The sequence below is a fragment of the Sulfitobacter sp. G21635-S1 genome (genome assembly GCF_027213915.1).
In the GTDB taxonomy this organism is placed as follows: Bacteria; Pseudomonadota; Alphaproteobacteria; order Rhodobacterales; family Rhodobacteraceae; genus Sulfitobacter.
This window is the reverse complement of record NZ_JAPWGV010000016.1, coordinates 1-25,577: the sequence shown is the minus strand read 5'-3', so window position 1 is coordinate 25,577 and position 25,577 is coordinate 1. Positions and strand designations below refer to the sequence as shown.

General features: G+C 60.1%; 27 protein-coding genes and 4 pseudogenes. 17 read left to right on the top strand and 14 right to left on the bottom strand.

Annotated features, from left to right (window positions below):
• Positions 1 to 45 precede the first annotated feature (45 nt).
• From O4H53_RS15695 to O4H53_RS15675, 5 genes are all read right to left on the bottom strand, one after another.
• Positions 46 to 855 (bottom strand): carbohydrate ABC transporter permease, encoded by an 810-nt coding sequence (locus O4H53_RS15695; protein WP_269365234.1) that lies wholly within the window; start codon positions 853 to 855, stop codon positions 46 to 48.
• A complete protein-coding gene (locus O4H53_RS15690; RefSeq protein WP_269365232.1) occupies positions 845 to 1,774 on the bottom strand; it encodes a carbohydrate ABC transporter permease in 930 nt (309 codons plus the stop codon). The genes O4H53_RS15695 and O4H53_RS15690 overlap by 11 nt, the downstream gene beginning before the upstream one ends.
• A gap of 61 nt (positions 1,775 to 1,835) precedes the next feature.
• Complete coding sequence (locus O4H53_RS15685) at positions 1,836 to 3,146, bottom strand: ABC transporter substrate-binding protein (protein ID WP_269365230.1); 1,311 nt, start codon at positions 3,144 to 3,146, stop codon at positions 1,836 to 1,838.
• A 35-nt stretch (positions 3,147 to 3,181) separates the two neighbouring features.
• Entirely contained in the window at positions 3,182 to 4,063 is an 882-nt protein-coding gene (locus tag O4H53_RS15680) for a metallophosphoesterase (protein ID WP_269365228.1), read from the bottom strand.
• Positions 4,033 to 5,160: an ABC transporter ATP-binding protein gene (locus O4H53_RS15675; RefSeq protein ID WP_269365225.1), complete on the bottom strand. Its 1,128-nt coding sequence runs from the start codon at positions 5,158 to 5,160 to the stop codon at positions 4,033 to 4,035. The genes O4H53_RS15680 and O4H53_RS15675 overlap by 31 nt, the downstream gene beginning before the upstream one ends.
• Positions 5,161 to 5,401: 241 nt before the next feature.
• On the opposite strand from O4H53_RS15675, the gene O4H53_RS15670 reads away from it, so the two are divergent.
• Both O4H53_RS15670 and O4H53_RS15665 read left to right on the top strand, forming a co-directional pair.
• Positions 5,402 to 6,076, top strand: coding sequence for a TetR/AcrR family transcriptional regulator (locus O4H53_RS15670; RefSeq protein WP_269365224.1), 675 nt, complete (start codon positions 5,402 to 5,404; stop codon positions 6,074 to 6,076).
• Positions 6,077 to 6,244: 168 nt separating this feature from the next.
• Entirely contained in the window at positions 6,245 to 7,180 is a 936-nt protein-coding gene (locus O4H53_RS15665; protein WP_269365222.1) for a DUF2855 family protein, read from the top strand.
• Positions 7,181 to 7,265: 85 nt separating this feature from the next.
• On the opposite strand, the pseudogene O4H53_RS15660 reads toward O4H53_RS15665, so the two are convergent.
• A pseudogene (locus O4H53_RS15660) lies at positions 7,266 to 7,757 on the bottom strand (IS630 family transposase); the annotation flags it as partial.
• Between the two features lie 58 nt (positions 7,758 to 7,815).
• Between O4H53_RS15660 and O4H53_RS15655 the strand changes: the two are divergent.
• Positions 7,816 to 8,067, top strand: a pseudogene (locus O4H53_RS15655) (ISKra4 family transposase); the annotation flags it as partial.
• 63 nt (positions 8,068 to 8,130) lie between these two features.
• Positions 8,131 to 8,832 carry an IS6 family transposase gene (locus O4H53_RS15650; RefSeq protein WP_269365220.1) on the top strand — a complete coding sequence of 234 codons (702 nt, stop codon included), beginning with the start codon at positions 8,131 to 8,133 and terminating at the stop codon, positions 8,830 to 8,832.
• Between the two features lie 61 nt (positions 8,833 to 8,893).
• On the opposite strand, the gene O4H53_RS15645 is transcribed toward O4H53_RS15650, so the two are convergent.
• Positions 8,894 to 10,153, bottom strand: a complete 1,260-nt coding sequence (locus O4H53_RS15645; protein ID WP_269365219.1) for an alpha/beta fold hydrolase — start codon at positions 10,151 to 10,153, stop codon at positions 8,894 to 8,896.
• A gap of 91 nt (positions 10,154 to 10,244) precedes the next feature.
• Between O4H53_RS15645 and O4H53_RS15640 the strand changes: the two genes are divergently transcribed.
• From O4H53_RS15640 to O4H53_RS15625, 4 genes are all read left to right on the top strand, one after another.
• Positions 10,245 to 11,111, top strand: coding sequence for a LysR family transcriptional regulator (locus O4H53_RS15640; RefSeq protein WP_269365216.1), 867 nt, complete (start codon positions 10,245 to 10,247; stop codon positions 11,109 to 11,111).
• A gap of 88 nt (positions 11,112 to 11,199) precedes the next feature.
• Positions 11,200 to 11,613 carry a GFA family protein gene (locus O4H53_RS15635; RefSeq protein ID WP_269365214.1) on the top strand — a complete coding sequence of 138 codons (414 nt, stop codon included), beginning with the start codon at positions 11,200 to 11,202 and terminating at the stop codon, positions 11,611 to 11,613.
• A 470-nt stretch (positions 11,614 to 12,083) separates the two neighbouring features.
• Positions 12,084 to 12,530, top strand: coding sequence for a PaaI family thioesterase (locus O4H53_RS15630; protein WP_269365212.1), 447 nt, complete (start codon positions 12,084 to 12,086; stop codon positions 12,528 to 12,530).
• A gap of 334 nt (positions 12,531 to 12,864) precedes the next feature.
• Complete coding sequence (locus tag O4H53_RS15625) at positions 12,865 to 13,278, top strand: nuclear transport factor 2 family protein (RefSeq protein ID WP_269365211.1); 414 nt, start codon at positions 12,865 to 12,867, stop codon at positions 13,276 to 13,278.
• Positions 13,279 to 13,412: 134 nt separating this feature from the next.
• On the opposite strand, the pseudogene O4H53_RS15620 reads toward O4H53_RS15625, so the two are convergent.
• A pseudogene (locus O4H53_RS15620) lies at positions 13,413 to 13,840 on the bottom strand (transposase); the annotation flags it as partial.
• A gap of 121 nt (positions 13,841 to 13,961) precedes the next feature.
• Positions 13,962 to 14,903, bottom strand: coding sequence for a LysR family transcriptional regulator (locus O4H53_RS15615; protein ID WP_269365209.1), 942 nt, complete (start codon positions 14,901 to 14,903; stop codon positions 13,962 to 13,964).
• A gap of 109 nt (positions 14,904 to 15,012) precedes the next feature.
• Here O4H53_RS15615 and O4H53_RS15610 point away from each other — a divergent pair, with 109 nt between their 5' ends.
• Together O4H53_RS15610 and O4H53_RS15605 are read left to right on the top strand one after the other, a co-directional pair.
• Entirely contained in the window at positions 15,013 to 16,005 is a 993-nt protein-coding gene (locus O4H53_RS15610) for an aldo/keto reductase (protein ID WP_269365207.1), read from the top strand.
• A gap of 243 nt (positions 16,006 to 16,248) precedes the next feature.
• Positions 16,249 to 16,674, top strand: coding sequence for a GFA family protein (locus O4H53_RS15605; protein ID WP_269365205.1), 426 nt, complete (start codon positions 16,249 to 16,251; stop codon positions 16,672 to 16,674).
• A 466-nt stretch (positions 16,675 to 17,140) separates the two neighbouring features.
• On the opposite strand, the gene O4H53_RS15600 is transcribed toward O4H53_RS15605, so the two are convergent.
• A protein-coding gene (locus tag O4H53_RS15600) for an IS3 family transposase (protein WP_269365393.1) occupies positions 17,141 to 18,228 on the bottom strand; the annotation gives its coding sequence in 2 pieces (ribosomal slippage) (positions 17,141 to 17,967 and positions 17,967 to 18,228; 1,089 coding nt in all).
• A gap of 43 nt (positions 18,229 to 18,271) precedes the next feature.
• Here O4H53_RS15600 and O4H53_RS15595 point away from each other — a divergent pair.
• A pseudogene (locus O4H53_RS15595) lies at positions 18,272 to 18,592 on the top strand (hypothetical protein); the annotation flags it as partial.
• 24 nt (positions 18,593 to 18,616) lie between these two features.
• On the opposite strand, the gene O4H53_RS15590 reads toward O4H53_RS15595, so the two are convergent.
• Positions 18,617 to 19,332, bottom strand: a protein-coding gene (locus O4H53_RS15590) for an IS5 family transposase (protein ID WP_269365392.1) whose coding sequence is annotated in 2 segments (ribosomal slippage) — positions 18,617 to 19,054 and positions 19,057 to 19,332 — 714 coding nt in all. Because the reading frame shifts where the segments join, the coding sequence is not laid out codon by codon here.
• A gap of 102 nt (positions 19,333 to 19,434) precedes the next feature.
• Here O4H53_RS15590 and O4H53_RS15585 point away from each other — a divergent pair.
• Complete coding sequence (locus tag O4H53_RS15585) at positions 19,435 to 19,683, top strand: hypothetical protein (RefSeq protein WP_269365203.1); 249 nt, start codon at positions 19,435 to 19,437, stop codon at positions 19,681 to 19,683.
• Between the two features lie 270 nt (positions 19,684 to 19,953).
• On the opposite strand, the gene O4H53_RS15580 is transcribed toward O4H53_RS15585, so the two are convergent.
• Positions 19,954 to 20,163, bottom strand: coding sequence for a helix-turn-helix domain-containing protein (locus O4H53_RS15580; protein WP_269365201.1), 210 nt, complete (start codon positions 20,161 to 20,163; stop codon positions 19,954 to 19,956).
• Positions 20,164 to 20,611: 448 nt separating this feature from the next.
• Entirely contained in the window at positions 20,612 to 21,052 is a 441-nt protein-coding gene (locus O4H53_RS15575; RefSeq protein ID WP_269365199.1) for a MarR family winged helix-turn-helix transcriptional regulator, read from the bottom strand.
• A gap of 94 nt (positions 21,053 to 21,146) precedes the next feature.
• Here O4H53_RS15575 and O4H53_RS15570 point away from each other — a divergent pair, with 94 nt between their 5' ends.
• On the top strand, positions 21,147 to 22,331 hold the full coding sequence (locus O4H53_RS15570) for an MFS transporter (protein ID WP_269365197.1): 1,185 nt from the start codon (positions 21,147 to 21,149) through the stop codon (positions 22,329 to 22,331).
• Positions 22,332 to 22,397: 66 nt separating this feature from the next.
• On the opposite strand, the gene O4H53_RS15565 is transcribed toward O4H53_RS15570, so the two are convergent.
• Positions 22,398 to 23,141: a helix-turn-helix transcriptional regulator gene (locus O4H53_RS15565; protein ID WP_269365196.1), complete on the bottom strand. Its 744-nt coding sequence runs from the start codon at positions 23,139 to 23,141 to the stop codon at positions 22,398 to 22,400.
• Between the two features lie 87 nt (positions 23,142 to 23,228).
• On the opposite strand from O4H53_RS15565, the gene O4H53_RS15560 reads away from it, so the two are divergent.
• The 4 genes from O4H53_RS15560 (at position 23,229) to O4H53_RS15545 (ending at position 25,422) form a co-directional block, all read left to right on the top strand.
• Complete coding sequence (locus O4H53_RS15560; RefSeq protein WP_269365194.1) at positions 23,229 to 23,624, top strand: RidA family protein; 396 nt, start codon at positions 23,229 to 23,231, stop codon at positions 23,622 to 23,624.
• Between the two features lie 179 nt (positions 23,625 to 23,803).
• Complete coding sequence (locus tag O4H53_RS15555) at positions 23,804 to 24,601, top strand: helix-turn-helix domain-containing protein (RefSeq protein ID WP_331284238.1); 798 nt, start codon at positions 23,804 to 23,806, stop codon at positions 24,599 to 24,601.
• A gap of 69 nt (positions 24,602 to 24,670) precedes the next feature.
• A complete protein-coding gene (locus tag O4H53_RS15550) occupies positions 24,671 to 25,072 on the top strand; it encodes a VOC family protein (RefSeq protein WP_269365191.1) in 402 nt (133 codons plus the stop codon).
• On the top strand, positions 25,069 to 25,422 hold the full coding sequence (locus tag O4H53_RS15545; RefSeq protein ID WP_269365190.1) for a VOC family protein: 354 nt from the start codon (positions 25,069 to 25,071) through the stop codon (positions 25,420 to 25,422). The genes O4H53_RS15550 and O4H53_RS15545 overlap by 4 nt, the downstream gene beginning before the upstream one ends.
• Positions 25,423 to 25,577: the final 155 nt, after the last annotated feature.

Sequence of the window (25,577 nt, the reverse complement as noted above, 5' to 3'; positions counted from 1 at the left end):
GCCCACGCATTAATCACACGCCGACCGAAGGTGCACCGCCTTGGATTATCGGATCCCCGACCGCATGAAGCTCTCGATGATATGTCGATGCAAGACTAAGTAAAGAAGAAGAATCGGCAGGGAGGCCAGCGTCGCCGCCGCCATCATCGCGCCCCACTGGTTGCCCTCTTGCGTCATGAACATCTGCAGCCCGATCTGGACCACTGTGTCCTCGATCCGGCGCGTTAGCAACAGCGGCCAGAAATATTCGTTCCAAGCCGAGATGAAGGCCAGAACGAAAAGCGATGCCAGCGGGGCGCGTAGGTTCGGCACGACCACCTCGCACAGGATGCGGAAATGCCCTGCGCCGTCCATCCGCGCCGCGTCGATCAAGTCTTTCGGGAAGCTGCGCATCGCATTGGTCAGGACCAGCACCGCGAAGGCGGCAGCGGCGTTCGGGATCACCAGCCCACTGATTGTGTTCAAAAGTCCCAGTTGCGTCGCCAGTACGTAGTTCGGGATCATTGTCAGCTGGAAGGGCACGAGCCAACTTAGCGCGATCAGACCGTGGGCGACGCTCGCGCCCCGAAACCGCCAGCGGGTCAGCGCATAGGCCGCGCAGAGGCCGGTTAGCACCTGTGCCAGCGCGGTTGCGGCAGCCATGGTGAAGGTGTTCCACAGGATGTGGATCATCGGGATCGCATCCAGCACGTAAGCATAGTTCGCAAGGCTTGGCGACGCGGGCCAGAGCCGGTTCGAGAATATTTCATTCTCGGGCTTCAGAGAGGTGACGACCATCCAGTAGACCGGGAAGACCGCCAGCAGTGAGAGGACGATCATCGGGAGGTGGACGGAAAGGCGACGGTCAGCCTTCATGGACGGCAACCTTTTTCATGAGCCATAGGCATAGGACGGCGATCAGGCCGAAACCGGCGAAAGTTAGCATCCCGGCGGTGGCGCTCCACCCGGCGGAGTAGGACTGAAAGCCATAGTCCCACATCAGGTAGAAAACGTTGGTGGTTGATTGCAGCGGCCCGCCGCCGGTAAGGGCATTGATGTAGACAAAGCTCCACTGCGCGCCGAAGAGGATGGTCATCATCGTCAGCAACAGGATCGTCGGCGACAGAAGCGGCAGGCGGACGTCGCGGATCACCTGCCAGCGGGTCGCGCCGTCCATCCGCGCAGCCTCAATATAGCCCGGGTCGATGGTGCCGTTGGCCGCTGACAACAACAGCGTGGCGAAGCCGATCAGCTTCCACCCGGTGATCCAGACCAGCGTCCAGAGCGCGATGGAGGGGTCCTTGAGGAACCCGACAGGCGTGAGACCTAGCACCTCGATCCCGGCGTTCACCAGCCCGTGGTCCTCGTTCAGGAGCCAGCGCCAAAGGACAGCGGCGACGATCGGTGCGATGATAATCGGGATGAAGATCAGGCTGCGGTAGAGGCTGCGGAACGGGCCGGAAAGGTCCTGTGTCAGGATCGCGACGGCCGTCGGCAGAACGACTGACAACGGCAAGAGGCCAAGGATGTAGAGCGCCGTATTCCGGACCGCCTGCCGCATCTCGGGCAGGGTGAGGAGATTGGCGTAATTTTCCCAGCCGACGAAACGCGGGGTCGCTGTCGGCAGCATGTTCCACTGATAGAATGACAGATAGGCTGCCACAATCAGGGGCCAGTAAGTCCAAACGACAAACGTCGCAATCGTCGGAGTGAGATACACCCAGGGTTGCCAGACAAGGCGGCGGGACGGGGCACGGTCGGGGATCGCTAATGCGGCGTCGAGGGTCTGAACCATCATCATCTCCGGACAGGAGGGCGCGGACCTAGCATGGTCCGCGCCAGTGTCGTTAAAGGGATCAGCCGTCGGCGGGCATCAAGGCCTGGCCACGTTCCTGTGCGGCGTTCAGCACCTCTATAGGATCACTTTTGCCCAGAACGGCCTCGGCGGCGGCGTCCTTCATCATGCTTTCCACTTGGCGGTAGTTTGGTCCAGGGAAGGCGACGTTGGGGGTGAGGCGCGTCAACTGCTCGAGGTTTGGCTTGATCATCGGGTTCGCTTCGACCCAGTCCTTCAGGTAATTGGGGTCATCCACGATATCGAGCCGCAGCGGCAGGTAGCCGATCTTCGACGTGATCTGCGTGTAGGCGTGCTTCGAGGTGAGGAACTTCATCAGCTCCCACGCTGCGCGCTGCTTGACCGGGTCCTGCGACAGGACGAAGAGCGCGGAGCCGGAGTTCGTCGGCGCGGTCGGCTTGTCGCCGAAGGAGGGCATTGCGGCGACGCGCAGTTCGAAGTTGCCCTCGGCGGCCTTTTGCATCCTCGACTGGATCGCAGAGGTGAATAGGAACATCGCCAGATCGCCCGAGGCGAAGGTGTCCATATGGGCGGCCACGTCGATGTCGGCATAGGCCCCGCTGTCGCGCAGATCGCGCAGCATGGTCACGGCCTCTGCGGCGGCGGGCTCGGCATAGGTCAGCTTGTTGCCTTCTCGCACCTTGCCGCCGTTCGACATCACCAGGGATTGATAGACGAAGGTGCCGTCGATCGGGCCGAAGGCGCCGGGAAAGAAGCCGTGCTTGCCGGTTGTCTCTCGTATCGCGATGCCGGCCGCTTTCACCTCGGCCCAGGTCCGGGGCGGTTGGTCGGGGTCAAGGCCTGCGGCGCGGAAAAGGTCGGCGTTGATGAACATCACCGGGGTTGAGAAGGTGTAGGCCAACCCATAGGTCTTGCCGTCCACCCGGCCGAGGGCGAGGCCGTTGGGCACCATGCCTTCGGAATGCGCGACAAGCTCGTCTCCGGCGAGATCCTCCAGCGACTGCGCGTGGAGGTCCTTCGCCGCGTAGATCAGGTCGCGGAAGACCAGCTGCGCGACGTCGGGCTGCTGGCCCGCGACGATGTCGGCCTGCACGCGACTCAGGATCTCGTTCGACGGCGCGGCGACCGGTTCGACCTTGATCAGCGGGTTCTCGGCCGTGAAGTCGGCGATCAGCCCCTCGGTCGTCTCCTTGCCCAGCCCGGCGGAGGCGAGGTTGTAGGAGTAGAAGGTGATCGTCACCGGATCGGTGATCTTGGCGGCCATCTCGGCCCTCAGCGCGGGGGCGACCAGTAGGGTCGTCGCGGCAAGCGCCGCGCTCAGGGTGGTTGTCAGGAAATCTCGGCGGAGCATGGGTGTCCTCATCAAGTTTGGGGAATGGGGTAGCCTCAGAGGGCCTCGGTCGTTTCGGGGGCGCGGAAGGCGGCCATGGCGTCGGCATCCTTCGCCAGGGCGCGCTCGCGCAGCATAGCGAGGGGGTAGACGTTCAGCTCGGCCCGGTCAGAGGGCAGCGGCACCAGCGCTATGGTCAGACCCGACGGGCGCAGCGTGCCGATCCCGAAGGACCCGCCGCGCACCATGCGCAATTCGTCCGTGGCAAGGATGTCGGTGGCCGCGTGCTGGCCTTGCCCGACGATCACCGGAATACCGTACCAGGAGGAGAAACGGTCATGGTGGATATGCCCGCAGAGCATCCCGACCACGTCCTGCCCGACCAGCATGTCCGCCAGCCGCTGGCTGTCCTCGAACCGGATCTCGCGCCAGGGCGCGTCGCCCGAGGCCTCTCCGAGGGCCGGGGCGTGGTGCACCACGATCAGTTTGCGCAGGTCGGGTTGGGCGGTGAGACGGTCGGCCAGCCAGTCGAACTGTTCAGGCTCCAGCGCGCCGCCGATGGCTCCGGGCGTGGTGCTGTCGAGGGTGATGATGTGCAGGCCGGCGATGACCGTGTCATGGTCGTAGGGGGCGGAAAGGTCCGTCGTCCGGCCCAGCATTCCTTCGTAGAAGCCTTCGCGGGTGTCGTGGTTGCCAAGCGCGTAGATCACCGGGACGCCGTGGGGGTCGAGCATGGCCTTCAGGCGACGATAGCTGTCGGCGTCGCCCGCGTTGGACAGATCGCCGCTGGCCACGATGAAGTCGGGACGGGGCGTGATGCGCTCCATCTGCGTCAGGATCGCCGCCATCGTCGCCTCGGTGTCAGAGTGCAGATGCGGATCGTCGGCGCTGCCGAAATGCAGGTCGGTCAGATGGAGGAAAGTGATGTCTCGGGCCATGGTGCCTCGGTCCTTTCGGGGATGGAGTGGCGGAGTGCTGCGCGCTGGCCGGTTTCTTCGACAAAGCAGTGCGCCACATGCGCGGGGAAGCTGATCGCGAAGTCTTGCAGGGGATGCGGGGCGCCCGCAGGGGTCGACAGCGTGAGGTCGAGGCCTGCGCCGCGCGCGTGCAGGTGTACCTCGGTCCCGACGTCTTCGTTGACGTCGGGGGTGAACAGCGGGCCAGCCGACGCGGATGCCATCGCCACCACGTCTGCCGGGCGCACACCCAGCTCCACCTCGGTGCCGGGGGCAAGCGCCCAGATGGCCTCGGGGCAGGGATGCCAGCCGCCCGGGGCCATCGCGCGCCCGCCCTCGTCGATGAGGGCGGGGATGATGTTCATCGCGGGCGCCCCAATGAAGCCGGCAACAAAACGGGTGGCCGGGCGGCGATAGATATCCTGCGGGGTGCCGACCTGTTCGATCCTGCCGGCGTTCATCACCACCATGCGGTCGGCCATCGTCATCGCCTCAAGCTGATCATGTGTGACGAAGATCGACGTGGTGCCGAGATCACGGTGCAGCCGCTTGATCTCGAGCCGCAGCTGCGCGCGCAGCTTTGCGTCGAGGTTCGAGAGCGGCTCGTCAAAGAGGAAGATGCGGGGTGACCGGATCATTGCCCGCCCCATGGCGACGCGTTGGCGCTGGCCGCCCGAAAGCTCATGCGGCCTGCGCTCGAGAAGGGCGCCGAGTTCAAGCATCGCCGCGATCCGGGCAACACGTTCGGCCCTCTCGCGACGCGGGACACCGGCGACCTTCAAGCCATAGGCCATGTTCCCGGCAACGGTCATATGAGGATAAAGGGCGTAGTTCTGGAATACCATGGCGCAGCCGCGTTGCCCGGACTCCGTCCGTGTCACATCCAGCCCGTGGATCGTGATCCGGCCCTGCGTGACGTCCTCAAGCCCCGCGATCAGGCGCAGGAGGGTCGATTTTCCGCAGCCCGAGGGACCAAGGATCACGAGGAATTCCTCTGCCCGGATCGACAGGTCGAGTCCCTTGACCACCTCGGTCTCGCCAAAGGTTTTCCGGATTCCCGACAGCTCAATTCCCGTCATGACTGTGCCCCTTGTTTCCGCCGCGGACCTTGGGGTGAGTCGGTCACGGGGTCATGACATCTCTCGAACGCCGTTCGACGGCACGCGCAGGATGACAGGGCGCTCGTTTGCCCAAGTCGATTGCAAAGACACCGGAAGTCTGCCATTTTCGGCTTGGGGACCCAGTTCGAAGATCCGGCGCGCGAGATCAGCCGTCGACGGAGAACGGATTGTTCAGGCGACCCGAATCGGAGACAGTCAGATGACGACACTAGCCGCCGATGCCATCCTTCAAGCCGCAACAGAGTTGCTGACCGAGGCGAAGGCGCTGGATGACGTCACGGTCCGTAAGATCGCGCTGCGTGTGGGGACCAGTCACACAGCGATCAACTATCATTTCGGCAATCGTGACCGGCTGCTCCGTCGCGTGATGGAAAGAACCTACCTCCGTTTCAATGCCGACCGCCTGACCCGCCTGCAAACCGCGCGTTTTCGCGCACATCCCAACCATCCTAGCGTGGCCGATGTCCTGGATGCGTTTCTGGAGCCGTCGGTCAGATGGGCATCCGATCCGTCGACGGGGTACCGCATTTTCAGGCACTTCGACTTGGTGTACAAAATGTCCTCCGATACTGCGGTGAGTGATCCCAACCTCTTCGAGGTCAATGTCCATCGCCAGTTCATTGAGGCGCTGTGCAGGGCCGCACCGTGGCTTACCGAAGAAGAAACCGGCTGGCGTCTCTTCGCGATCGTTGGAATGCGGCATCTGGCGATCAATGATCCTGTTCGAGGTCAAATGCTTGCTGGCGATCTGTTCGACCTGCGTGACCCGGAGGCCTTGCTGGCGCATCTGGTCAAAGCAGGTGAGGCTCTGTTCGAACAGCCGCGCGCCGGATCGGTGCGCCGACTTTCTGTCAAGGCACCGCGCGCGGTTTGACCAGCGGTCCGGAAACGTCACACATACGCTGCGCGGTTCGTGTAGTGTGATACAATGGAACAGTACGCAGACCGTCCCGCCTGGCATTTGTCCGTCGATCCGCATGAGGTCGCTGACTCGACATTTTCAACCCTCGACCCCGTTAAGTTGGAGGAGGGAGAGGCCCGATTGGCCATCGAAAGCTTCGCCCTGTCCGCCAACAACATTACCTATGTCCGGACGGCCTGTGACTTCGGCTATGACCAACTGTTCGACGGTCCGGCAGGTCGAATGATCCCGCCGGTCTGGGGCTATGCGACCGTTGTCGAGAGCCGTTCGGCGCTTGAGGTTGGTTCAAGGTGGTACGGCCTCTGGCCTGCGGGGTCCTATCTGACGGTGCAGCCAAAGATGACGCGTTCGGGGTTTCGGGATGTCATGGCACGGCGGTCCGTGCTCAACCCGCTTTACAACGGCTATCTGCCCGGAGGACCGGACAATCCGCGCAAACAGATCACGGAGGCGTCGCTGCGTCCTTTGCATTTTCTGGCCTATGTGCTCAGTCGTGATCTGGAACATGAGCTGAACGGCGCGGCGCGGATCGTTGTCACCAGTGCGTCGAGCAAGACGGCAACCGCCCTGGCGTGGGAGTTGCGCAATCTGAACCCGATCGGCCTGACGTCGCCTTCACGCGTTAAATTTGTCCGCAGTGCAGGAGTCTGGACGCAGATTCTGCCATATGCCATGACGTCGGACATCGGGGCAGGGCCCGTCATCGTTCTGGATGTGGCCGGCAGCGAAGACATCGCCGCTGCCATTCGGGAGCGTCCAGATGCCGGCGAGACGCGTGTGATCGGCATAGGGTTCACGCATCCGGATGCCGCAGTCTCAACGGGGCGCGACGTATTTTTCGCACCTGACCGGGTTGTCGATCTGATCTCGCGGGTCGGCGCAGCGGCATTCGAAAGAGATTTAGAGAAAAGAGCCCGGGCATTTCTGGAACGATCTTCGGGTATCTATGATGTCCATAAGGTGACACCGGACAGGCTGGTGCGCTTCTGGGCTAACTTGGCAAAAGGCGAGGTGGACAGTTCACATCTCTATGGGTGCGTCGCCAAAGATGGCTAATCTGCGCGAAGCCAGGATTGTCTGTCCGGGAATAGCCAGAGTGCCGGGAAACGCCACCGCACAAATGTCCTAGAGCGTGATGAGATTAGGTTGAACGGTATCCGGCGTTGGTGAGGTAGTTTGAACATTCCTGCGGCGTGAAGCGGTCGAGGAGTGATCCGATCCTGCGCCATGTTGCCTCCATTTAGCGTTCGGCGGCGTCCCGGAGTATATGTTTGAGTTTGGAGAAGACCAGTTCAATTGGATTCAGGTCCGGGCTGTAGGGCGGCAAGAACAGTAGATGAGCTTTCGCATTACGGATTGCCTGACGCACGGCTTGCCCCTTATGGCCGCCGAGATTGTCCATCACCACCACATCGCCCGGGCGAAGGGTTGGGACGAGGATCTGCTCGACATAGGCGCGGAAGGCTGCGCCGTTGACGGGACCGTCCAGCACAAAAGGCGCGTCGATCCGGTCGTGACGCAGCGCTGGGATGAAGGTCATGGTGCGCCAGTGCCCGTGTGGTGCGCGGCCAATCAGGCGTTCGCCCTTGGGCGCCCAGCCACGCAGCGGGGCCATGTTGGTCTTGGCCCAGGAGTGGGCAAAACTTGGGGGTGTCTGTGTATGTTGGTGGTTCATTGAGGAGGGAACTACCATGGACGTGCGGATTATTGTCGAGACGACTTTCGAGAACGGAACCACAAAGAGGCATCGTCTCGGCCGTCTATCCCGCCCGTTTCGGCGCACGCAGCCTGAGGGGCTCGGGTTGTTGCTCGAAGATGCGAAGACCATCCTGGGGCAATTTCAGAATGCGATCCTGCGCGACCAGATCGAGAAAATTTCCGAAGCCAGCAGGATCTGTCCCGACTGCGACGGGGTCCGGGCTATACATGACGATCGGTCGCGGGGGTGGCGTCACCTTAACGGTCCTGAGGTTGCTGGTTAATTGATCTGGGCGTAGGCGGTGTCGATGCAGACACAAAAGATCAGCTACAAACGCCACCGGTTTCCGCCTCAGATCATCGTTCATATTGTCTGGCACTACGTCCGCTTCAACTTGAGCCTGCGCGAGGTCGAAGAGCTGACGCTGGAACGTGGCGTGGACGTTTCGTATGAAACGATCCGACGCTGGACCGTCAAGTTCGGTTCCGTGATCGCCCATGTTCTACAGAGACGGCAGCCGCGCCCCGGCGATGTCTGGCACCTGGACGAAGTCGTCGTGAAGATCGCGGGCCGTTCATACTGGCTCTGGCGTGCGGTCGACCAACACGGCTTTGTTCTTGAGGAAATTCTCAAATCGAGGCGAGACAAGCGCGCGGCAAAGCGGCTTCTGGTCAAGCTGATGAAGCGTTGGGGCTTCGTGCCAAAAAGGATCATCACGGACAAACTACGCTCATATGGGGCCGCAAAGAGCGAGGTCGCGCCTGGCCTTGATCATTGGTCACACAAGGGACTCAATAACCGCGCAGAAAACAGCCACTTGCCCTTCCGAAAACGAGAGAGGGTGATGCAAGGCTTCCGGTCGCCGGGTGGATTACAACGCTTCGTATCTTTGCAGTCTGCAACCCGCAATCGTTTCTCTGTCCCAGCCCGCCGCCGCTCTGCGCTCACTATCCGCTACCATCGGCTCGAAGCATTCGAGGCGTGGAAATCCGCGGCACGGGCCGCTTAATCAACGAACAGCTTGCCAACTTGCAAATTCGGCGAGTTAACGTGACAACACCCTTTCGGCACTAGTTGTTCCGAAACAGCGTAGCGATGGCATCCGGCTGTTCGACCGGTAGCCGATGTCCGGCACCTTCTATGACGCGATGACGGCCGCTGCTGACGGAGACGGCAATCTCTTGCCCCAATTCGGGGGGCGTCGCATGGTCAAGCGCGCCGGACAGCACCTCGACAGGGGCCGTGATCCTGGCAAGCAGCGACCGGATATCCTGGCGTCTGAGCACCGCAGCATCGAGCGCCGAGGCGAGAGATGCCGGGTCATGGGAGGCCATGATCTCACGTTCGCTGGCGGCTTCGGCAGGATGCGCCTCTGCCCATCCCGGCGCTGTCGATATGCGCTGGACCTCGCGCAGCTCCCCGTCGCGCGCATCATCGTCCAGCAAGGCCGCGCGACGGTCGTGCCATGCTCCGATCCGATCAGGATACTCGGCACGCGCGCTGCTGTTTACCAGAACGAGGCGTTCCACCGCATCGGGATGCCGGATGGCGAGCCGAAGTGCGATCATGCCGCCCTGACTGTGGCCGACCACCGTCGCTGGCATCGCTCCGTTCTCTGCAATCCACAGCGCCAGATCGTCGGCAATCCCGTCCAGGTCGAGATCTTCGCGCCAGCCACTGACGCCGTGGCCCGGCATGTCGAAGGTCACAAGGCGGTGGTCCGGCCCCATCAGGTTGGTCAGCGGTTCCCAGAACTGGCGGTTCAGGAACAGGCCATGCAGGAAGAGAACAGGGTGGCCGCTGCCTTGGTCGTCCCAACCGTACAGCACGCCATTGATCCGCGCCTGCCGCGAGGGCGCGGCGCTGTGCCGTGCTGCAGCGATCAGCAGCGAGTCCTCGAATATCTGATAGCGCAAGATCGACCCGTCGCGGATCGTGAAGCGGAGGGCGTAGTCACTGTCCACGATCGCGCTGGTGGGTTGGACCTGGTGCCTGAACCGCCCGAACCCGATGACGTCATCGCCTTCGCCGATCAGCCGATCGACTGAAAACGCCAGCGGGCGAAAACCATCGGGAAAACGTTCGAGCCACCGACGTACGGCGTCACGCCCCCTGAGGAGCCCGACCGTGACGACCTCAGGGTCACCATCGACATGCCAGACAGCATCGGGGTGCACGCAATTCAGTGCCGCTTCGATATCGCCAGCGCCGAAGGCGGCGAAGTATCTTTCGACCAGCGCGACATTGTTCTCCGCAAGGGGGCGTGCAGTGTGCCCCGTTTCAGTCTTGGCTGGATGGTTTCGGCTATGTTCAACGTGTTTCTCGGTCATGGGTAATCTCCTTCATCGACCAATATGACCTTGGGAGAGCCCTTCAGGAATGGAAGTTGAAGGAGAACAGATTTCCATTTATGGAGATCCCATGGATTGGAATGACGTTCGTTACTTCGCGGCCACCTATCGGGCCGGCAGCCTGACCGGTGCCTCCAGTACGCTGAAAGTCAGCGTTCAAACGGTCGGACGTCGCATTGAAGCACTAGAGACCGCCACCGGCTCTAAGCTCTTCGTGCGACATTCGGGCGGCTACGCCGCGACCCCTGACGCAGATGCGCTGATGGCCGAAGCCGTGAAGGTCGAGGAGGCCATAGCTGGCTTTCGCTCCCAAGCGAGCGGCCGAGCAGAGACGATCAGCGGGATCGTCCGCCTTGCTGCGCCGGAGACGATCACGACACACCTGCTGTTGCCGGCGATGGCGGGCCTCCTCGCGCAGTACCCGGAACTGGAACTGGAAATCATCACCGGTATCGCTCCGATCGGTATTGCCCGGGGCGAAGCCGACCTGGCCTTGCGTCTCGTCCCGCCCGATCACGGTGACCTTACGGTCCGCAGGGTCGGCACCATGAGGCACGGCCTCTTTGCTGGTAGCGGAGCAATCCCCGATCTAGCCGCATCGAAGCTCGTTGGATGGACCGACGAGCATGATCTTCCCGCCTCGCGCTGGCTTCATCGTCTCACCGGACGATCGGCGGACCTGCGGTTCAATCATCTGGAGGCTCATCGCTCCGCCATTGCTTCCGGCCTCGGTATCGGCATACTGCCCTGTTTTCTCGGTCTTGGCCTGTCGCGCCTGCCCTGCAACTTGGTGATGGAAGAGCCGCTATGGCTGGTAGGCCATGCCGCCGTCAACATCTCCAAGCGGGTACGTGTCGTTTACGATGAGATCGCAGTCATCATTGCTGCGAATGCTGACCTCCTGATGGGCGAGCGCGGGCTCCTTGAGGGCCCGTAGCGTCAGAAAATTCCCTTGCGTGCGCTTTCAAGCCGCGCTCACATCAGTCTTCAGACAGCCGTTGATAGAATTCGCTAAGGAGCAAACCATGAAGAAAACCTACCATGGAAGCTGTCACTGCAAGGCAGTTACCTTCGAGGCCGACTTTGATCTCGCCGGTGGCACGGGCAAATGCAACTGCACTTTCTGTTGGAAACAGAGAATGTGGAAGACCGCACCGATTGGGCCCGATGATTTTCGGCTTCTATCCGGCCATGCTTCCCTGGCTGACTACGGTGAGGCGGGAGACTGGGGTGAGCAACACCATCGGTTTTGCAAAACCTGCGGTATAGCTACCCACAACGAAGGCGATATGCCGATGCTGGGTGGCAAATTCGTCATGGTGCACGTAGCTGCGCTTGATGATCTAGATGTCCAAGACTTGCTAGCAGCACCGGTGCGTTGCGCCGACGGGCTCCACAATGCCTGGGAAAAAACGCCAGATGAAGTCCGTCACCTCTAGGCTCTTGCGGTCGTGTGACCCATTAAGCGTGCTGGTCTAGGAGCGAGCGGCAGAACCTTCTGTCAATGGAAACGTTAATGAGGTCAGTCCAGACGACGCACTCGGTGATCAGCGCAACCTAGTGCGTAGACGCTCGATTTTTCGTACCGTGGTGGCTCCCTGTCCATCGTCAGAGTTATCCGGAATGGCAAGGTGTTTTCGTAACGGAGGCTCTGGTTCGGTTTCTGTTCAATTTTGGGAGGCAGCGGCCTTATGCTGCAACTGAACCGCTTCGGCAAACCTGGAGCGGTTCCCCTCTAGATGTTCCGGATTTCTTGTTCACCTTCGCGCCATGATGGCTTGGATGCTCCAGAAACCCTCCATTGCTCAAATCCCTAAATCTAACCCGTAGGTGCTGACTTCAGACACTCCACAGAAATCATATAGACTGCTCTATTTTTCTTTGGCATGTTGCGTCTATGCAAATCCCCATGCCTGTTCTGATTGGAAATTACCGCCCTGACTTGTCGAAGGCGATAGCGTCCATGCCATGTTCACAATTGCTAGGCCTAACTGTCATCGGATTTGGTGAAGGAGTTTCAGCAATCGAATTGACGATCCGCCCCGAACTGACCTTCGATGGACGAACGGTTCAGGGCGGTATCGTCGGAACGCTTGCCGACTATGCGGCTGTCAGCGCGGCTACGGCAAACTGCGCCGATGGTTGGACGTCCTCAACGACTAATTTTCAGGTTCACAACGTTTCACCCGCGCGAGGGGAACGCTTGGTTGGCCTCGGTCGCATCGTTAAAAGCGGACGATCACAAGCCGTCGCTGCGGCCGATATTTATGCGATCGCAAGCGGCCATGCTGAATTAGTCGCCACGGCCCTTGCAAGCTGTAAACTGAGTGAGCCGTCCCCGAAACTCGGACACTGACATAAGCAACAATTTGCAGTCTGTTAATCTTCCATGAAAAGGTGATCGGAAATGTCGGAAGCGACGCAGCACGGGCTCTGTCGCAAACTTTCCTGCTCCATGGCGATGGTTGATCGTCAGCGTTGTCGGACGGTTGGGTGGGGGCTCGTGGCGTGATAAACTTCAAGGACGTACCTCGCCGAATTCATCGCTGCCCACAACTTTGTTCGCGGGCAAAAGACCTTCAGCGGCCTCGCGCCTTACGAATACATCTGTAGATCTGGACTTCGGAGCCGGACAGATCGATTGTCAATCCGATCCACCAGATGCCGAGTGTGAAACCTAAGGAGCCCTCATGTCCACAGCAAAAGATGCTTTGCAAAGCCTCTTCACAGCCCTCGAAAATCGCGATCATTCGGCGGCAATGGCCACTTTTACGGACGATGCGGTTCTTTTTGACCCACATTACCCGAACCCGACAATGGCAGGCCGCGCGGCCATTGGAAAGGGGCTCGACTGGGGTCTGAAATCTATCGAGAAGTTCGGCTTTACCATTGAGAAGACTTACTCGGGAGAAGATGGAACCTCCTGCGCGGTCGAGATTGACACCCGCCATTTCCTGAAAGGCGGCAAGGAATTGCATTTCCCGCAAGCGTTCTTTGTTGAAACCAGGGATGGCAAGATATCAGCCCTGCGGGCCTATGAACCCTACGGGCCGAACGGTTTCATGGGCTTCATGCTGCGGTTGTCGCACAGGTTTGCGAAGTAAACTGACCGGTCAACGGGTACGACGGACATACACCCAATTGGATTTCAAACGTGAACCGAACCCATGAATCGCAAAGCGACGGACCAAAGGTATGAGTTCTTTGGCCCACTTCGGTCAACTTTGTTGGATTGTGGGCATATCTCTCTGATCCGCTGTTCCAACGCGGCTTGGCCGGGCCGACGAGACTTGTAGCGATAGGTCCTGGGATCAAACCGGATTACCGCACAGGCACGGCGGATCGACACCTGCCAATCCGCTCGCATCTCGTCGACCAGCGCCCTCTTCCGGGCAGGCCTCAAGCCTTTCGCTTGATGACGTCCTGCAGCATCTCCTTATCTAGCGAAAGGTCCGCGACGATCTTCATTAGCCTTGCATTCTACTGCTCGAGCTCCCTCAGCCGCTTCATCTCCGACGGCATCAAACCCGCATACTTCTTCTTCCAATTGAAGAACGTCGCCGAGCTGAACCCGACTTTCCTGCAGACTTCCGTGATGGGAGTACCGTCCTCCGCCTGCTTGATGATGCACGCCTTCTGCGCGTCCGTGAACTTCGATGCCTTCATGCGTTTCCGCTCTTCTCCCAGCCAAGGATTCGATGCGGAAGACTCTAACCAAAATCGGGGGCGTTTCAGGGGATCACAACAAGGCAGTCAAAGCTTGGTTCAAGCTTTGACCATCCTGCAGCTAGGTCGCTCGGCGTTTGGAAAGATGGTCGATAAAGGTCCGCAACGCGGGCGTAACCAAACGTGTTCCCGCATAGTAGAGATAAAAACCCGGAAATCGCGGCGTCCAGTCTGTCAGAAGGGTTTGCACCTGCCCTGACGCGATTGCTGATGTCGCGTCCTGCTCAAACAAGAACGCGATACCGGCTCCGTCAATGGCGGCTCGGAGAAGAACGCGGGAATCCGTCGAAATAAGCGGTCCATCCACTTCAACGTTGAAACAACGGCCGTCTTTCTCGAATTCCCACAACCAGGGCACCCCGGTGGAGGGTCGCAGGAAGTTGAGGCAGGCATGATCGCGAAGCGCTGTAGGCGTTTCAGGATGACCGTGCTTTGCGAGATAGACAGGCGCGGCGACAACGACCATACGCACCGGACCACCGACCGGGACGGCGCGCATCCCCGAGCCCAAGCTTTCGCCAAGCCGCAAACCGGCGTCAAAACCGCCCGCCACAGCATCGTCCAGCATTTCACTGACAACAATCTCGACCTTCACGCCCGGATAGGCGGCATGAAAGCTGGCCAGGTGCGGTGCGAGAGCATGTTCTGCACCCACACTTGGAGCGGTTATCCGCACGCGCCCGGTCACACGATCCAGAGTAGCAAGCAATTCACCTTCGGCTGCCGCAATCTCGGCCAGTGCTGGCGTGATGCGCATTCGCAGTCGTTGGCCTGCTTCGGTCGGTGCAACGCTGCGAGTCGTGCGGCTCAAAAGCCTTTGCCCCAACCTTTGTTCAAGAGTGCTGATAGACTGGCTGACAGCCGAGGGTGTCATGCCGAGATGGGGCGCTGCCTTACGGAAGCCCCCATGATCCAACACTGCAAGAAATACCCGCAATTCGGCAATGTCATGTCCTCGCATTGTATGCCTTTTACTTAACAGTGTGATCGGATCGTAACGCATTATCATTACGCCGTCGATTTGCCATTCTCTCGCAAGACCAAGATGGAGCATAGCGATGCGGTTAGACGATTACAGGTTGCTTGGGCGATCAGGACTTAAAGTGTCGCCGATGGCATTGGGCACGATGACGTTCGGGACCGAATGGGGCTGGGGCGCGGCGGAACCGGACGCGCGGGATATTTTTGACACCTATGTGGATCGCGGTGGCAACTTCATCGACACGGCCAACTTTTACACCGGCGGCACATCCGAACAAATGGTCGGCGCTTTCGCTGCCGGTCGGCGCGACACGCTGGTCATTGCAACGAAATATACTCTTCCGATGCGCGCGGGAGATCCGAACTCTGGTGGCAACAGTCGTCGCGCCATCGTTCGCGCAGTGGAGGACAGCCTCGGACGACTTGGGACTGACTATATTGATCTTCTCTATCTCCACGCCTGGGACTTTACGACGCCGGTTGAGGAAATCCTGAGAGCGATGGATGATCTGGTTGCCGCGGGCAAGGTCGTCTACCTTGGGCTGTCGGACATCCCGGCATGGCAAGCCGCCCGTATGCAGGCTATCGCCGATTTGCGGGGCTGGTCTCCGATGATCGCCCTACAGCTTGAATACAATCTGATCGAACGCAGCGGCGATCGCGACCTGATCCCGATGGCCCGCGAGATGGGTATGGGCGTTCTTCCGTGGTCGCCGCTCGCCAGCGGGCTGCTGAGCGGAAAGTACAGCCGCAAGGACCTTGAGGGCAGGACAGATGTCCAGGGTCGTGCGGCCATGGCGCGACAGGGCTCACCCATGGATGATCGGACCTTCGGCATCCTCGACGTGCAGGCGGACATCGCTGCCGAGACGGGCCAAAGCCCCGCTGCAGTCGCCTTGGCCTTCCTGCTGTCGCAATCTGGAATCGCCGCTCCTATTGTCGGCGCGCGGACACTTGAGCAGCTCGAAGGCCACCTTGCAGCACTGGATTTTGAACTGGAACCTGCGCAGTTGTCACGTCTTGAAGACGCAGGGGCGCCGGACCTTGGGTTTCCTCACTCTTATCTCAAGCGACCGGAGATACGTCAGAACATCTACGGCGGATTGTCCATTCAAACACGATAGCGTTGCGCCGGCACCGAAGCTCGCTTGCATCCAGCTTCCGCCAAGGCAACCCCGAACGGGAATGCAACCATCCGCACCCTCAAACGCGGCCAAATCCAAAGGGGGTGTCCGCGTACTGTGTTGGTCAGCTATGCGGATGAAGCGCCCTTTCGCTGCGCCTGCGTGAACGGCGGCTTTGTCGTGCAAGTGTTTGCGAAGGTCTGTAGACCGTTAATGCAACATCATTAGCTTTTGGAACCGTCGATGCACAACACCGATGTGAGTACTCGAACCGCACAATGTGATTGTGGCCAGCTTCGCTTTACTGTCCGAGGTGAACCGGTCCATGTCCACGCTTGCACGTGTACACAATGCCAGCGTTCTTCCGGTAGCGTTATGAGCTATTCAGCCTGGTTTCCCGAAGCCTCCGTGAACATTGAGGGAAAATACACGATCCACCATCACTGTGGGCCGGAGAATCCTGATCGATTTCGAGGATTTTGCCCGGAGTGTGGTACCGGTCGCTTCTTTCGTTCCGGAGATACATTTCCAAATACGGTGGCTATCACAGCAGGAACATTTGCCGAACCTGGCTTTCCTTTGCCCGACTTCATCCTCTATTGGGCCAGTCGTCCTCAGTGGCTAGGATCACCAGAGAAAGTGAAGCTTTATCAAGAGGACGATGAGTAAAGCCGACACTCGTTAGCGGCGCAACATCCAGTAATAAGGGCTCGAAGCCGCCGTTTGTGGAGACACGTTTCACATCAGATAGGTGTTACGGTGACCGGATCAGTTCTGCGTCTGTCATTCCAGCAAGGCGCACCTCGCGCCACCTTATGCGGCCATTGAGGTTCTTCCTGGCAGGTCCACAGAATGGTCTTATGCACTTCTCGTAGCGGGCGTGGGGAGAGTTCACATTTTGGATGTGATGGCTTCCGGCAGCGACGCGTGCGCCTGGTTTGCCTCCAACGACGAAATGCTCGACCTCACGCTGAGCAGCAACCTTCGCATAGGCGCTGGCTCCATCGGAGGAAAGCACCCCATCACGGGGCACCAAGGATTTCATGGCGCGCTCCAACGTCGCGCTCTTTCGGTGTGGCAATCCCTCAAACATGCGGGTAATCCCCCCTTTTTTACGGGGGCTTGGTCGTAGAATTTACGCGGCCATCTTCAATTTCTGAGCGGGTGTCATGCCGCCGTTGCCCATGTTCGGGCGCTCGTGGTTGTAGGACCATAGCCACTCGGTGCCAATCTGCTGCACCTCCTTGATGCTTTCAAAGATGTAGAGGTCCAGCCATTCGTGCCGGACCGTTCGGTTGTAGCGTTCGACATAGGCGTTCTGCTGCGGCTTTCCGGGCTGGATGTAGGCCAGGGTGATGCCCCTGTTCTCGGCCCATTCCATAAGGGTGCCGCTGATGTATTCCGGGCCGTTGTCGACACGAATTGTCCCGGGGACACCACGCCATTCGATGATCTGGTTTAGGGCTCGAACAACCCGCTCCGCAGGCAGTGAGAAGTCGATCTCAATGCCCAGTCCTTCGCGGTTGAAGTCGTCCAGAACATTCAGGAGGCGGAATTGCCGTCCATCCCCGAGCCTATCGGCCATGAAGTCCATGGACCAGACCTCATTCGGGGCTTCTGGCACGGCCAGTTCTTCCGGCTTTTCCCGCTTCAAACGCTTGCGCGGCTTGATCCGCAGGTTCAGCTCAAGTTCACGGTAGATCCTGTACACGCGTTTGTGGTTCCAGCCATGTCCCTGGACATTGCGCAGATAGAGAAAACACAGGCCAAAGCCCCAGGTCTTCTTCGACGTCGTCAGCCCGAGCAGCAGGTCGGCGATCTGCTCGTTCTCGTCATCCAGCTCCGGACTGTAACGGTAGCATGTCTCGCTGACGTCAAACGCCCGACACGCCAGCGCGATGCTGACACCCTTCATCGCCACCGCTTTCACGGCCAACTCTCGGCGTTGAGCTGGCCGCTTCATTTTTTTCCGAGCGCCTCCTTCAGGAGGTCGTTCTGCATGCTGACATCGGCATACATGCGCTTCAGGCGCCGGTTCTCTTCAGCCATCGCCTTCATCTCGCTGATGAGGCTGGCGTCCATCCCGCCATACTTCGCCCGCCACTTGTACAGCGTCGCGCTGCTCATGCCGTGTTCGCGGCACAGTTCGGCAGCAGGCACACCGCCCTCCATCTGTCGCAGCACACCCATGATCTGGGCCTCGGTAAAACGTGTCTTCTTCAGCGGAATCTCCTCAGTCATCCTGCCGAGAAAATTCTACTTCCGCATCCCCTTAAGATCAGGGGGGATTACCGTGTTCGGAGCCCCTGAGAAGGCGCAGGCCTATGACATCGACTGCGCGATCATGCTCTGCATGGCCGGTGGGTTCCCCCCGAGCGCGGTCTGCGCGCGCGCCTATCGCACCATGATCCGCCGCATCACGCCCTGGCCGAGCCTGCCGCCCTTCGGGGTCTGCACCTTTGCCCATGTGCCGGTCGAGCTGGGTGGGCCGGGCGGGGAGGGCGAACTCGACACCAACCTGCCTGAATACGAATGGCTGAACCGCACTCATGTGATCTGGTTCACAGGGCGATCTTACAGAACACGCGACGATCCTAGGTCGTGTTGACATTCAGGTACACCACTTGAGTGCGCATACGAGATTTGCGAAGCCCAGATAGTTCCGTGCCAGCTTGTCATAGCGCGTTTCGATCCTGCGGAAGTGTTTGATCTTGCTGAAGAACCGCTCGATGGCGTTGCGATCCTTGTAGAGGCAGGGATCGAACCTTCGCCATGACGCCGTGGTCGACCGGCGTGGGACAACCGGTTTTGCGCCGGTCTGGGCAATGGCCTGCATCGCACGCGCGCCGTCATAGCCCTTGTCCGCCAGAACAAAACGCGCCCGCAACCCGCAGAGCAACGGCTCAATTTGGGTGATGTCGTTGCGCTCACCACCTGTCAGGATCAGGCGGAGCGGATTGCCGTGCGCATCTGTCGCGAGGTGTATCTTGCTGCTGAGCCCGCCACGTGAGCGCCCTAACGCCTGAGCTTCAGCCCCCCTTTTTGCGCCCCTGACGAATGTTGATGAGCGCGGACGATGGTGCTGTCCACAAGGATGTACTCGAACTCCGGATCGTCAGCCATCGCATTGAAAAGGCGGTCAAATACGCCTTCTCGGCACCACCTGTTGAAACGGACATAGACCGAGTTCCATTTACCGAAGCGCTCTGGCAAAGCTCGCCAATGCGCACCCGTCCGCGCCATCCAAAGGATCGCTTCCATGAAATGCCGGTTGTCGCGCCCGGTTCGCCCAGGGTCGGTTGCTTTGCCGGGCAGATGGTTTTCCATCTTGGCCCAGATACGGTCACTGATTTCCTGTCTGCTCAATCATGCTGGCCTCCTATCCAGTAACCAGCTTGAATCACAAAACTCAGCACCTGTGAATCCTGAATGTCAACACAACCTAGGCAGTGGGACTGGTCAATCCGCTCCTGTGATCGCGAGAATTCGACCTGCCGCTACATCCAGCGGGTGTACGGCTCCCACACACCCTGGCCCGCGACATTCATCTCGGAAAGCGGTCAAGAGATCGTCTATCCGACCAGCGGGGGCCTTTGGCACTTCTCTTCGCGCAGCATCATGGTCGAATACGGCGACTACGAGGGCAACATGGGGCACTCGGAGTGGTTCTCCTGCTGATCTGAGCGCTCCGATGCCTTCAGGGAGACCGGGCGCAACACGGCAAGATCTGCATCAAAGCGTTCCGTATCGACATGCCAGCGGCGGCTCACCGAACCGTCATTTCAACGGTAGTCTGTGAACAGGTGAATATCCTGGACCCCGTCGCTCAGAAACCCTTCCAGGAAGGGCCAGCCGGTCTTCTTCTTACCCATTGAACTCACTACGCTCCATTTGACTACCTTGTGAGACGTTCCGATCCAGGACGCATCAGGGGCGGGCAAATACTGGCTAGCGTTTTGTGAAAAGCTCTTCGGGATCGACATTGAGCGCTTTGGCGATGCGTTCGAGAAGGTCGAGGGAGGCCGCAAATTTGGCGTTCTCGACCTTGCCCAAATGGCCGCGGCTCACATTGGCCCGATGAGCAAGCTCCTCTTGGCTGAGGCCGCGGGCGCGTCTCAATTCCTGGATGTTCAGAGCTACACGGTCCCGCAAGTTCATGCCCGCGAAACGGACACGGGTGCGCGAAATATCGCCACGCGATATATGCTACATTCGGAGGTACAGAAAAGAATTCTTGGAACGGCGCGAGATCGCCGGAATGGGATGCCTGCCGATACGCAGGTCAAGGGGTGATCCGTCTCGCAAACATTATGGGCCGTTCAAACATTCTTTCTGAAAAGGGTGGCACCGGAATTGCCGGTGCCGCCAGTTGGTCGCCCACAGGGAGGTGTAGAGGACGAATTCTACAAGGAAATTTGGGGGCGGCAAAAAAATCGCATAATAGTAATAATGTTGTCTTCTGAGGGCTACAAATACTCGCTGCCATGGATGCACCAAAATTAAACGCAATTACATCATTTCGATGATCCATCCGGTTGCCGAGTCTCGGGGCTTCTCCAACTCAAAGCGAAGAGCTTGCGCGATCTTGAGGAATAAAGGTTTCAGCCTATCTGCTTGCCAACATCTTGTTCAGTATCGCAATCAAAGCCTGCTTTTCGTCCGCGGACAGCATCGCGGTGGCAACGGCTTGGCTTTCTGCCATTACCGTCTTGAGTTCGGCGAACCGGCTTGCACCCTGGGAGGTAATGTCCACGATCTTCCTGCGCGCGTCGCCTAAGTCGGTCGATCGTTCGACGTCCCCCCTCTTTTCGAGGTCCGTGACGACGGTCGCAATGTCTTTGCGATCCAGTCCGGTGCGCCGACACAGCTCTGCCTGGCTGATCGCGCCCTCGCCGACAAGTGTCGCCATCACAGCAAAATCAAACTGCGTGGCACAATGCTTTGCCAGCGCGCTCCGGCTGAGTCCCGATCCTCGCGTTCCTGCAAGCGACAAGAGACGAGTCGGGAGCGATTTGAGATAGGGCGTTGTCTGTTCGAACTCGGACATTGACATCCTCATATTGGTTGGTAGAACCAACGAATAATGTTGGTTCTACCAACTACCCGACATCGCGTCGATATGCAACTCCGGGAGCCCTTCTATGGCCGTCAAACTCGCACCTCCAACCGTGGCGCTTCTCATGGCTGCCAGCCTGACAATCCTGTCGAACGCGACAATCAGCCCCGCCTTGCCGCAGATCGCAGATGCCTACAGCGGCAACCCGAACGCTCAACTTCTGACGCGCTTGCTGGTCACGGCGCCCGCGTTGCTGGTCGCCATTCTCTCGCCCCTGGCGGGCATTCTTGCCGACAGGCTAGGGCGCAAGTGGGTGCTGCTGGTCGGAACAGGCATCTTTGGCGTTGCAGGGACAGCCGGTTTGTATCTGCCAAGCCTTGAAGCCATCTTCGTCAGCCGACTCTTTCTTGGCGCCGGCGTGGCCTTTGCAATGACGGCACAATCAGCTCTGATCGGTGATCTTTTCGATGGTCCGGATCGGGGGACCTTCCTCGGCTACCAGATTGCCGCGACAAATTTCAGCGGCTTCCTGGCCATCTCACTGGCCGGGGTCCTCGCTGTCTCCTCATTCCGGTACCCTTTTGCGATTTACGGCGTGGCCCTGTTGATGCTTCCGCATTTCTGGCGGGTGTTCGACACCGTTCGTCCCGAGCGGGATACCACCTTGCAGGGCTCTGCGGGCGGAACCAGTGCGTGGCCTTTGCCGCTCCTGGGACTTTGCCTGCTCGCATTTCTGTCCATTTCGGCGTTCTACGTGATGCCGACGCAGTTTCCCTTCTATGCGCAAGAGGACATGGGCGTGACCTCCGCAACCGCGGGCTTCCTTCTGGGCCTTCTGACGCTGGCCGGCGGCGTCGCGGCACTGGTTTCGGGTAACTGGCGCAAGCGGGCCGGGACCCTTTGGTCGCTGACGGCGGGACAGGCGCTGTTGGCCCTTGGTTTCATGACGATTGCGTCAAGCCAGACGTTGCCGTTCCAGGCTATCGGGGCGATTTTGATCGGCGCGGGCTTTGCCGCCGTGATCCCGTCGACCATGGCCTGGATGTTTGACATAGTCCCACCAGCGCGACGCGGCATCGCGTCTGGCATCATGACCACTGCGCTTTTCTTCGGCCAGTTCGTATCGCCGTTCTTCTCGCAGCCGATCATCGCAAGATGGAGCTTCCAAGCCCTCTTCTGGTCGGTGGCCGTACTTTTTGGCGTGACGGCGCTGTGCCTTGTCATGAAATCCCTGCTCCGCGGGCTGACACGAGAGGTGTCATCGCGCTGACAATGGATCGGACGCATCAGGATCACCGCAGGTTCCGGTCTGAGGTCCCGAAGGGTTTCATGTGACTCAGGACAGTCCCGGCGCGGCCATCTTCGACAGTAGCTCGCGGTAGGGACAGACATCGTCCTCGAAGGGCACATGCCGACGACGAAACCGGGTGTCGGCCAGCGCCTCTGGCCGGGTGATCCTGTCCATCCTGAAATGCCTGAACCCTGCGCGTATCGGGTCCCATCCGACAAGATACCACAGCGGCGGCAAGATCAGCATGGCCTGCGGTTCCACTTCGCGTTCGGTCCGCCGGCCCTTTGCATCACAGTAGTCGAAACGGATGACATGACGCCTCAGGAAAGCTTGTTCGAAGGCCGTGAGCAGGGTCGCATCCATGTTCCCCGTGTCCGACACATCCTGAAGCGGAGACAGCTGGCCGATATGCAGGCAATCGAGGAAGCGGCGCAGGTCCTTCACCCTGTCCGCCGGCAGGGCTTTTTCGATCTTTGCCAGGCCCGAATCCGCCAGGTCCGAAAAGGGCAGTTTGCCGGTGGCCCGCATCGCCGCGACGCTGATCAGCAGTGCGAAGACTTCCGGCACAGAGAGTTTGGCGTGGGTCTGGAGCGACTGCGGATCGAGCTGAAGGCCGCCGCCGCGACCGACATCGGAATGGATGAAATGGCCTTCGTCCCGCAGGGCACCGATATCGCGCAACACGGTGCGGCGGGACACACCGACCTCGCCGGCCAGCGCATCGATCGTGGATGTGCCATTGCGGCGCAGGCTGCGCAGGATGGCGTCATGTCTCTGTCTCACGTTCATATCGCCAACCTATCGCAATTGGTGACACATTCTGGCACTGTTTCGTCCTACAGCGAACCCGGAAACCAAAAGCAAGGAGATTGCGATATGGAACGGACCGCTGTGAACCCCTGGGACTGGTCAATCAGGCTTGGCTATAATCAGGCCGAAGTGATCGACGGCGCGACGCGGCAGGTGATCTGCTCGGGCCAGACTGCCGTGGATGGCGCGGGCAATCCGCAGCACTTGGGCGACATGCGGGGCCAGATCGGCCTGGCTCTCGATAATCTGGAGGCCGTTCTGAAGGCTGCGGGCATGGATCTTGGCAAGGTCGTCAAGCTTGGTGTCTATGCCACCGACGTCGACGAGGCGCTGAAGAACTTTGACCTGATGGGCATGCGCTTCGGCTCATATGATGTTGCACCACCGATGACGCTTCTGGGAGTGACCCGACTGGCGATTCCCGGGTTGCTTTTCGAAATCGAAGCCATCGCCGCCGCTTGACAGAGAGCGGCGCGGGGGGCTTCGACAGAGGTGCCCCGCATCCCTCTGGCGAAAGGCCGGGGCGACAGACAATCGGCCGTACGTGTGCTGACACCGTCCTTGCCGGTCCGGCGCCATCATTGGCCGGCGGGGATCGGCATGATAGCCTTGGCCCGGCACGGTAATACTCCGAGGACGACATGCTGATCTGGCGCTGCCCAAACGAAGGCCCCCTTCTGGATGTCGTTGAACGAATCTGGTGTGTGACGGACAGTACCGCTAAGGGGTTCGAGACGGTGCTGCCCTCCGGCAAGGCCCAGATCATTCTCAGCCTGTCAGGGTTGGCCTTGGCGACGCATGACCCTTGCTGCGACGCCGCCCCGTCCGGCAGTTTTCAGGTGTTTCAGGGCCCGTCCTCCCGTCCGCGGCGCATTGCGCGGGACCCGCAGGTCGCGCTGTGCGGTGTCAGCTTCCATCCCGGCGGTGCCGCAGCGCTGATCGACCGGATCGACCTGACCGCCGACCGTGTCCTCCCACTCGGCCGGTATTGGGGCGCAGAGGCCGCGCGGCTGAGAGAGGGGCTGCGCCAGCGCGACGGCCATCACGCCCGGCTTGACCTGCTCACGGCCGAGATCCTTCGGCGCCTGCACAGCCCTCCGGGTGCGGAGACGGTCCGCCGCGGCCTGCAGTGTCTTATGTCAGGCGCCTCGGTGACGGAAACCTGTGCCGAGCTCGGCTGTTCGCCCTACATGTTCAGAACGCTGTTCCGCAGGCAGGTCGGCTTCACACCGAAACACTTTCTCAGGATCGAAAGGTTCCGACAGGCCGCGCGGGGTCTGTTGTCCTCGGATCCACTTGCCGAGATCGCTTACGACGCGGATTTCGCCGACCAGTCCCACATGACGCGAGAGGTCGAGCATTTTGCCGCGATGACGCCGGGCCGTCTGCGCGCCCGCCCCCGCACGCATCCCGGCCATGTGCCGGAAGATCAGATTTGATTTTCGTTCAAGACCGCCACGGGGCAGAGCCGCTACCATGCATCCGATACCCCTGACAGGAGAAACAGGATGCCTCTGCCCCTTCCCAATGACGGCTTTGTCCGGCTGGTCATGCGCAACGCCGATGCGGCCATCGGGTTTGTTCAGGACGCCTTTGGCGGAACCCTGGTCGAACGCTTTGCCGAGACAGACGGCCGGGTGGTTCATTCCCGGCTTTCTCTCGGCAGTCTGGATGTCTCGATTGTCGAAGAGGTGCCCGAATGGGGCTGGCTTGCGCCGCCGTCTCTTGGCGGATCGCCGGTTCTTGTTCACCTGGGCTTTGAGGCTTGCGATGCGGTCGCGGACCGCATGGTTGCCCTGGGCGCGGAGGTCATCATCCCGATCAAGGATCGCCCCTATGGCAAACGCGAGGGGCGTCTGCGCGATCCCTTTGGCCACCTCTGGGTGCTGAGCCATGAGCTGGCAGAATGACGGTCCTGCGCATTGTCGCCAATATCCCCGCAGGCTCTGTTCGGAGGGTGCAGGACTTCTACGCCACCCTCTTCGATCTGGAGCTTGTCATGGACCATGGCTGGATCGTGACCCTTGCCTGCTCCGAAACAGCGGCGGCTCAGATCAGCATCGCGTCCGGGGGAGGGTCCGGCACCGCCGTGCCCGATCTCTCGATCGAAGTCGACGATGTCGACGCCGTCCATCGTCGCGCCATAGCAATGGGCTGTGACATCACCTATCCGCTGACGGACGAGCCCTGGGGCGTCCGGCGGTTTTATGTGGCGGACCCGGAGGGCAAGATCGTCAATGTTCTGGGCCATCTCCGATAAGGCCATGGTGCTCTTTCGCCGGATCGTCTGAGGCCAAGCGACGGGCCCGCAAAAGTCGGGTGGCTTTCATTCGCGGTTGCAGGCGGCTACAACCGGCGCGTGGAGTGCGATGCCTTGGAGGTCGACATGGAATATCCTTCTGTCCTTTGGAAGCG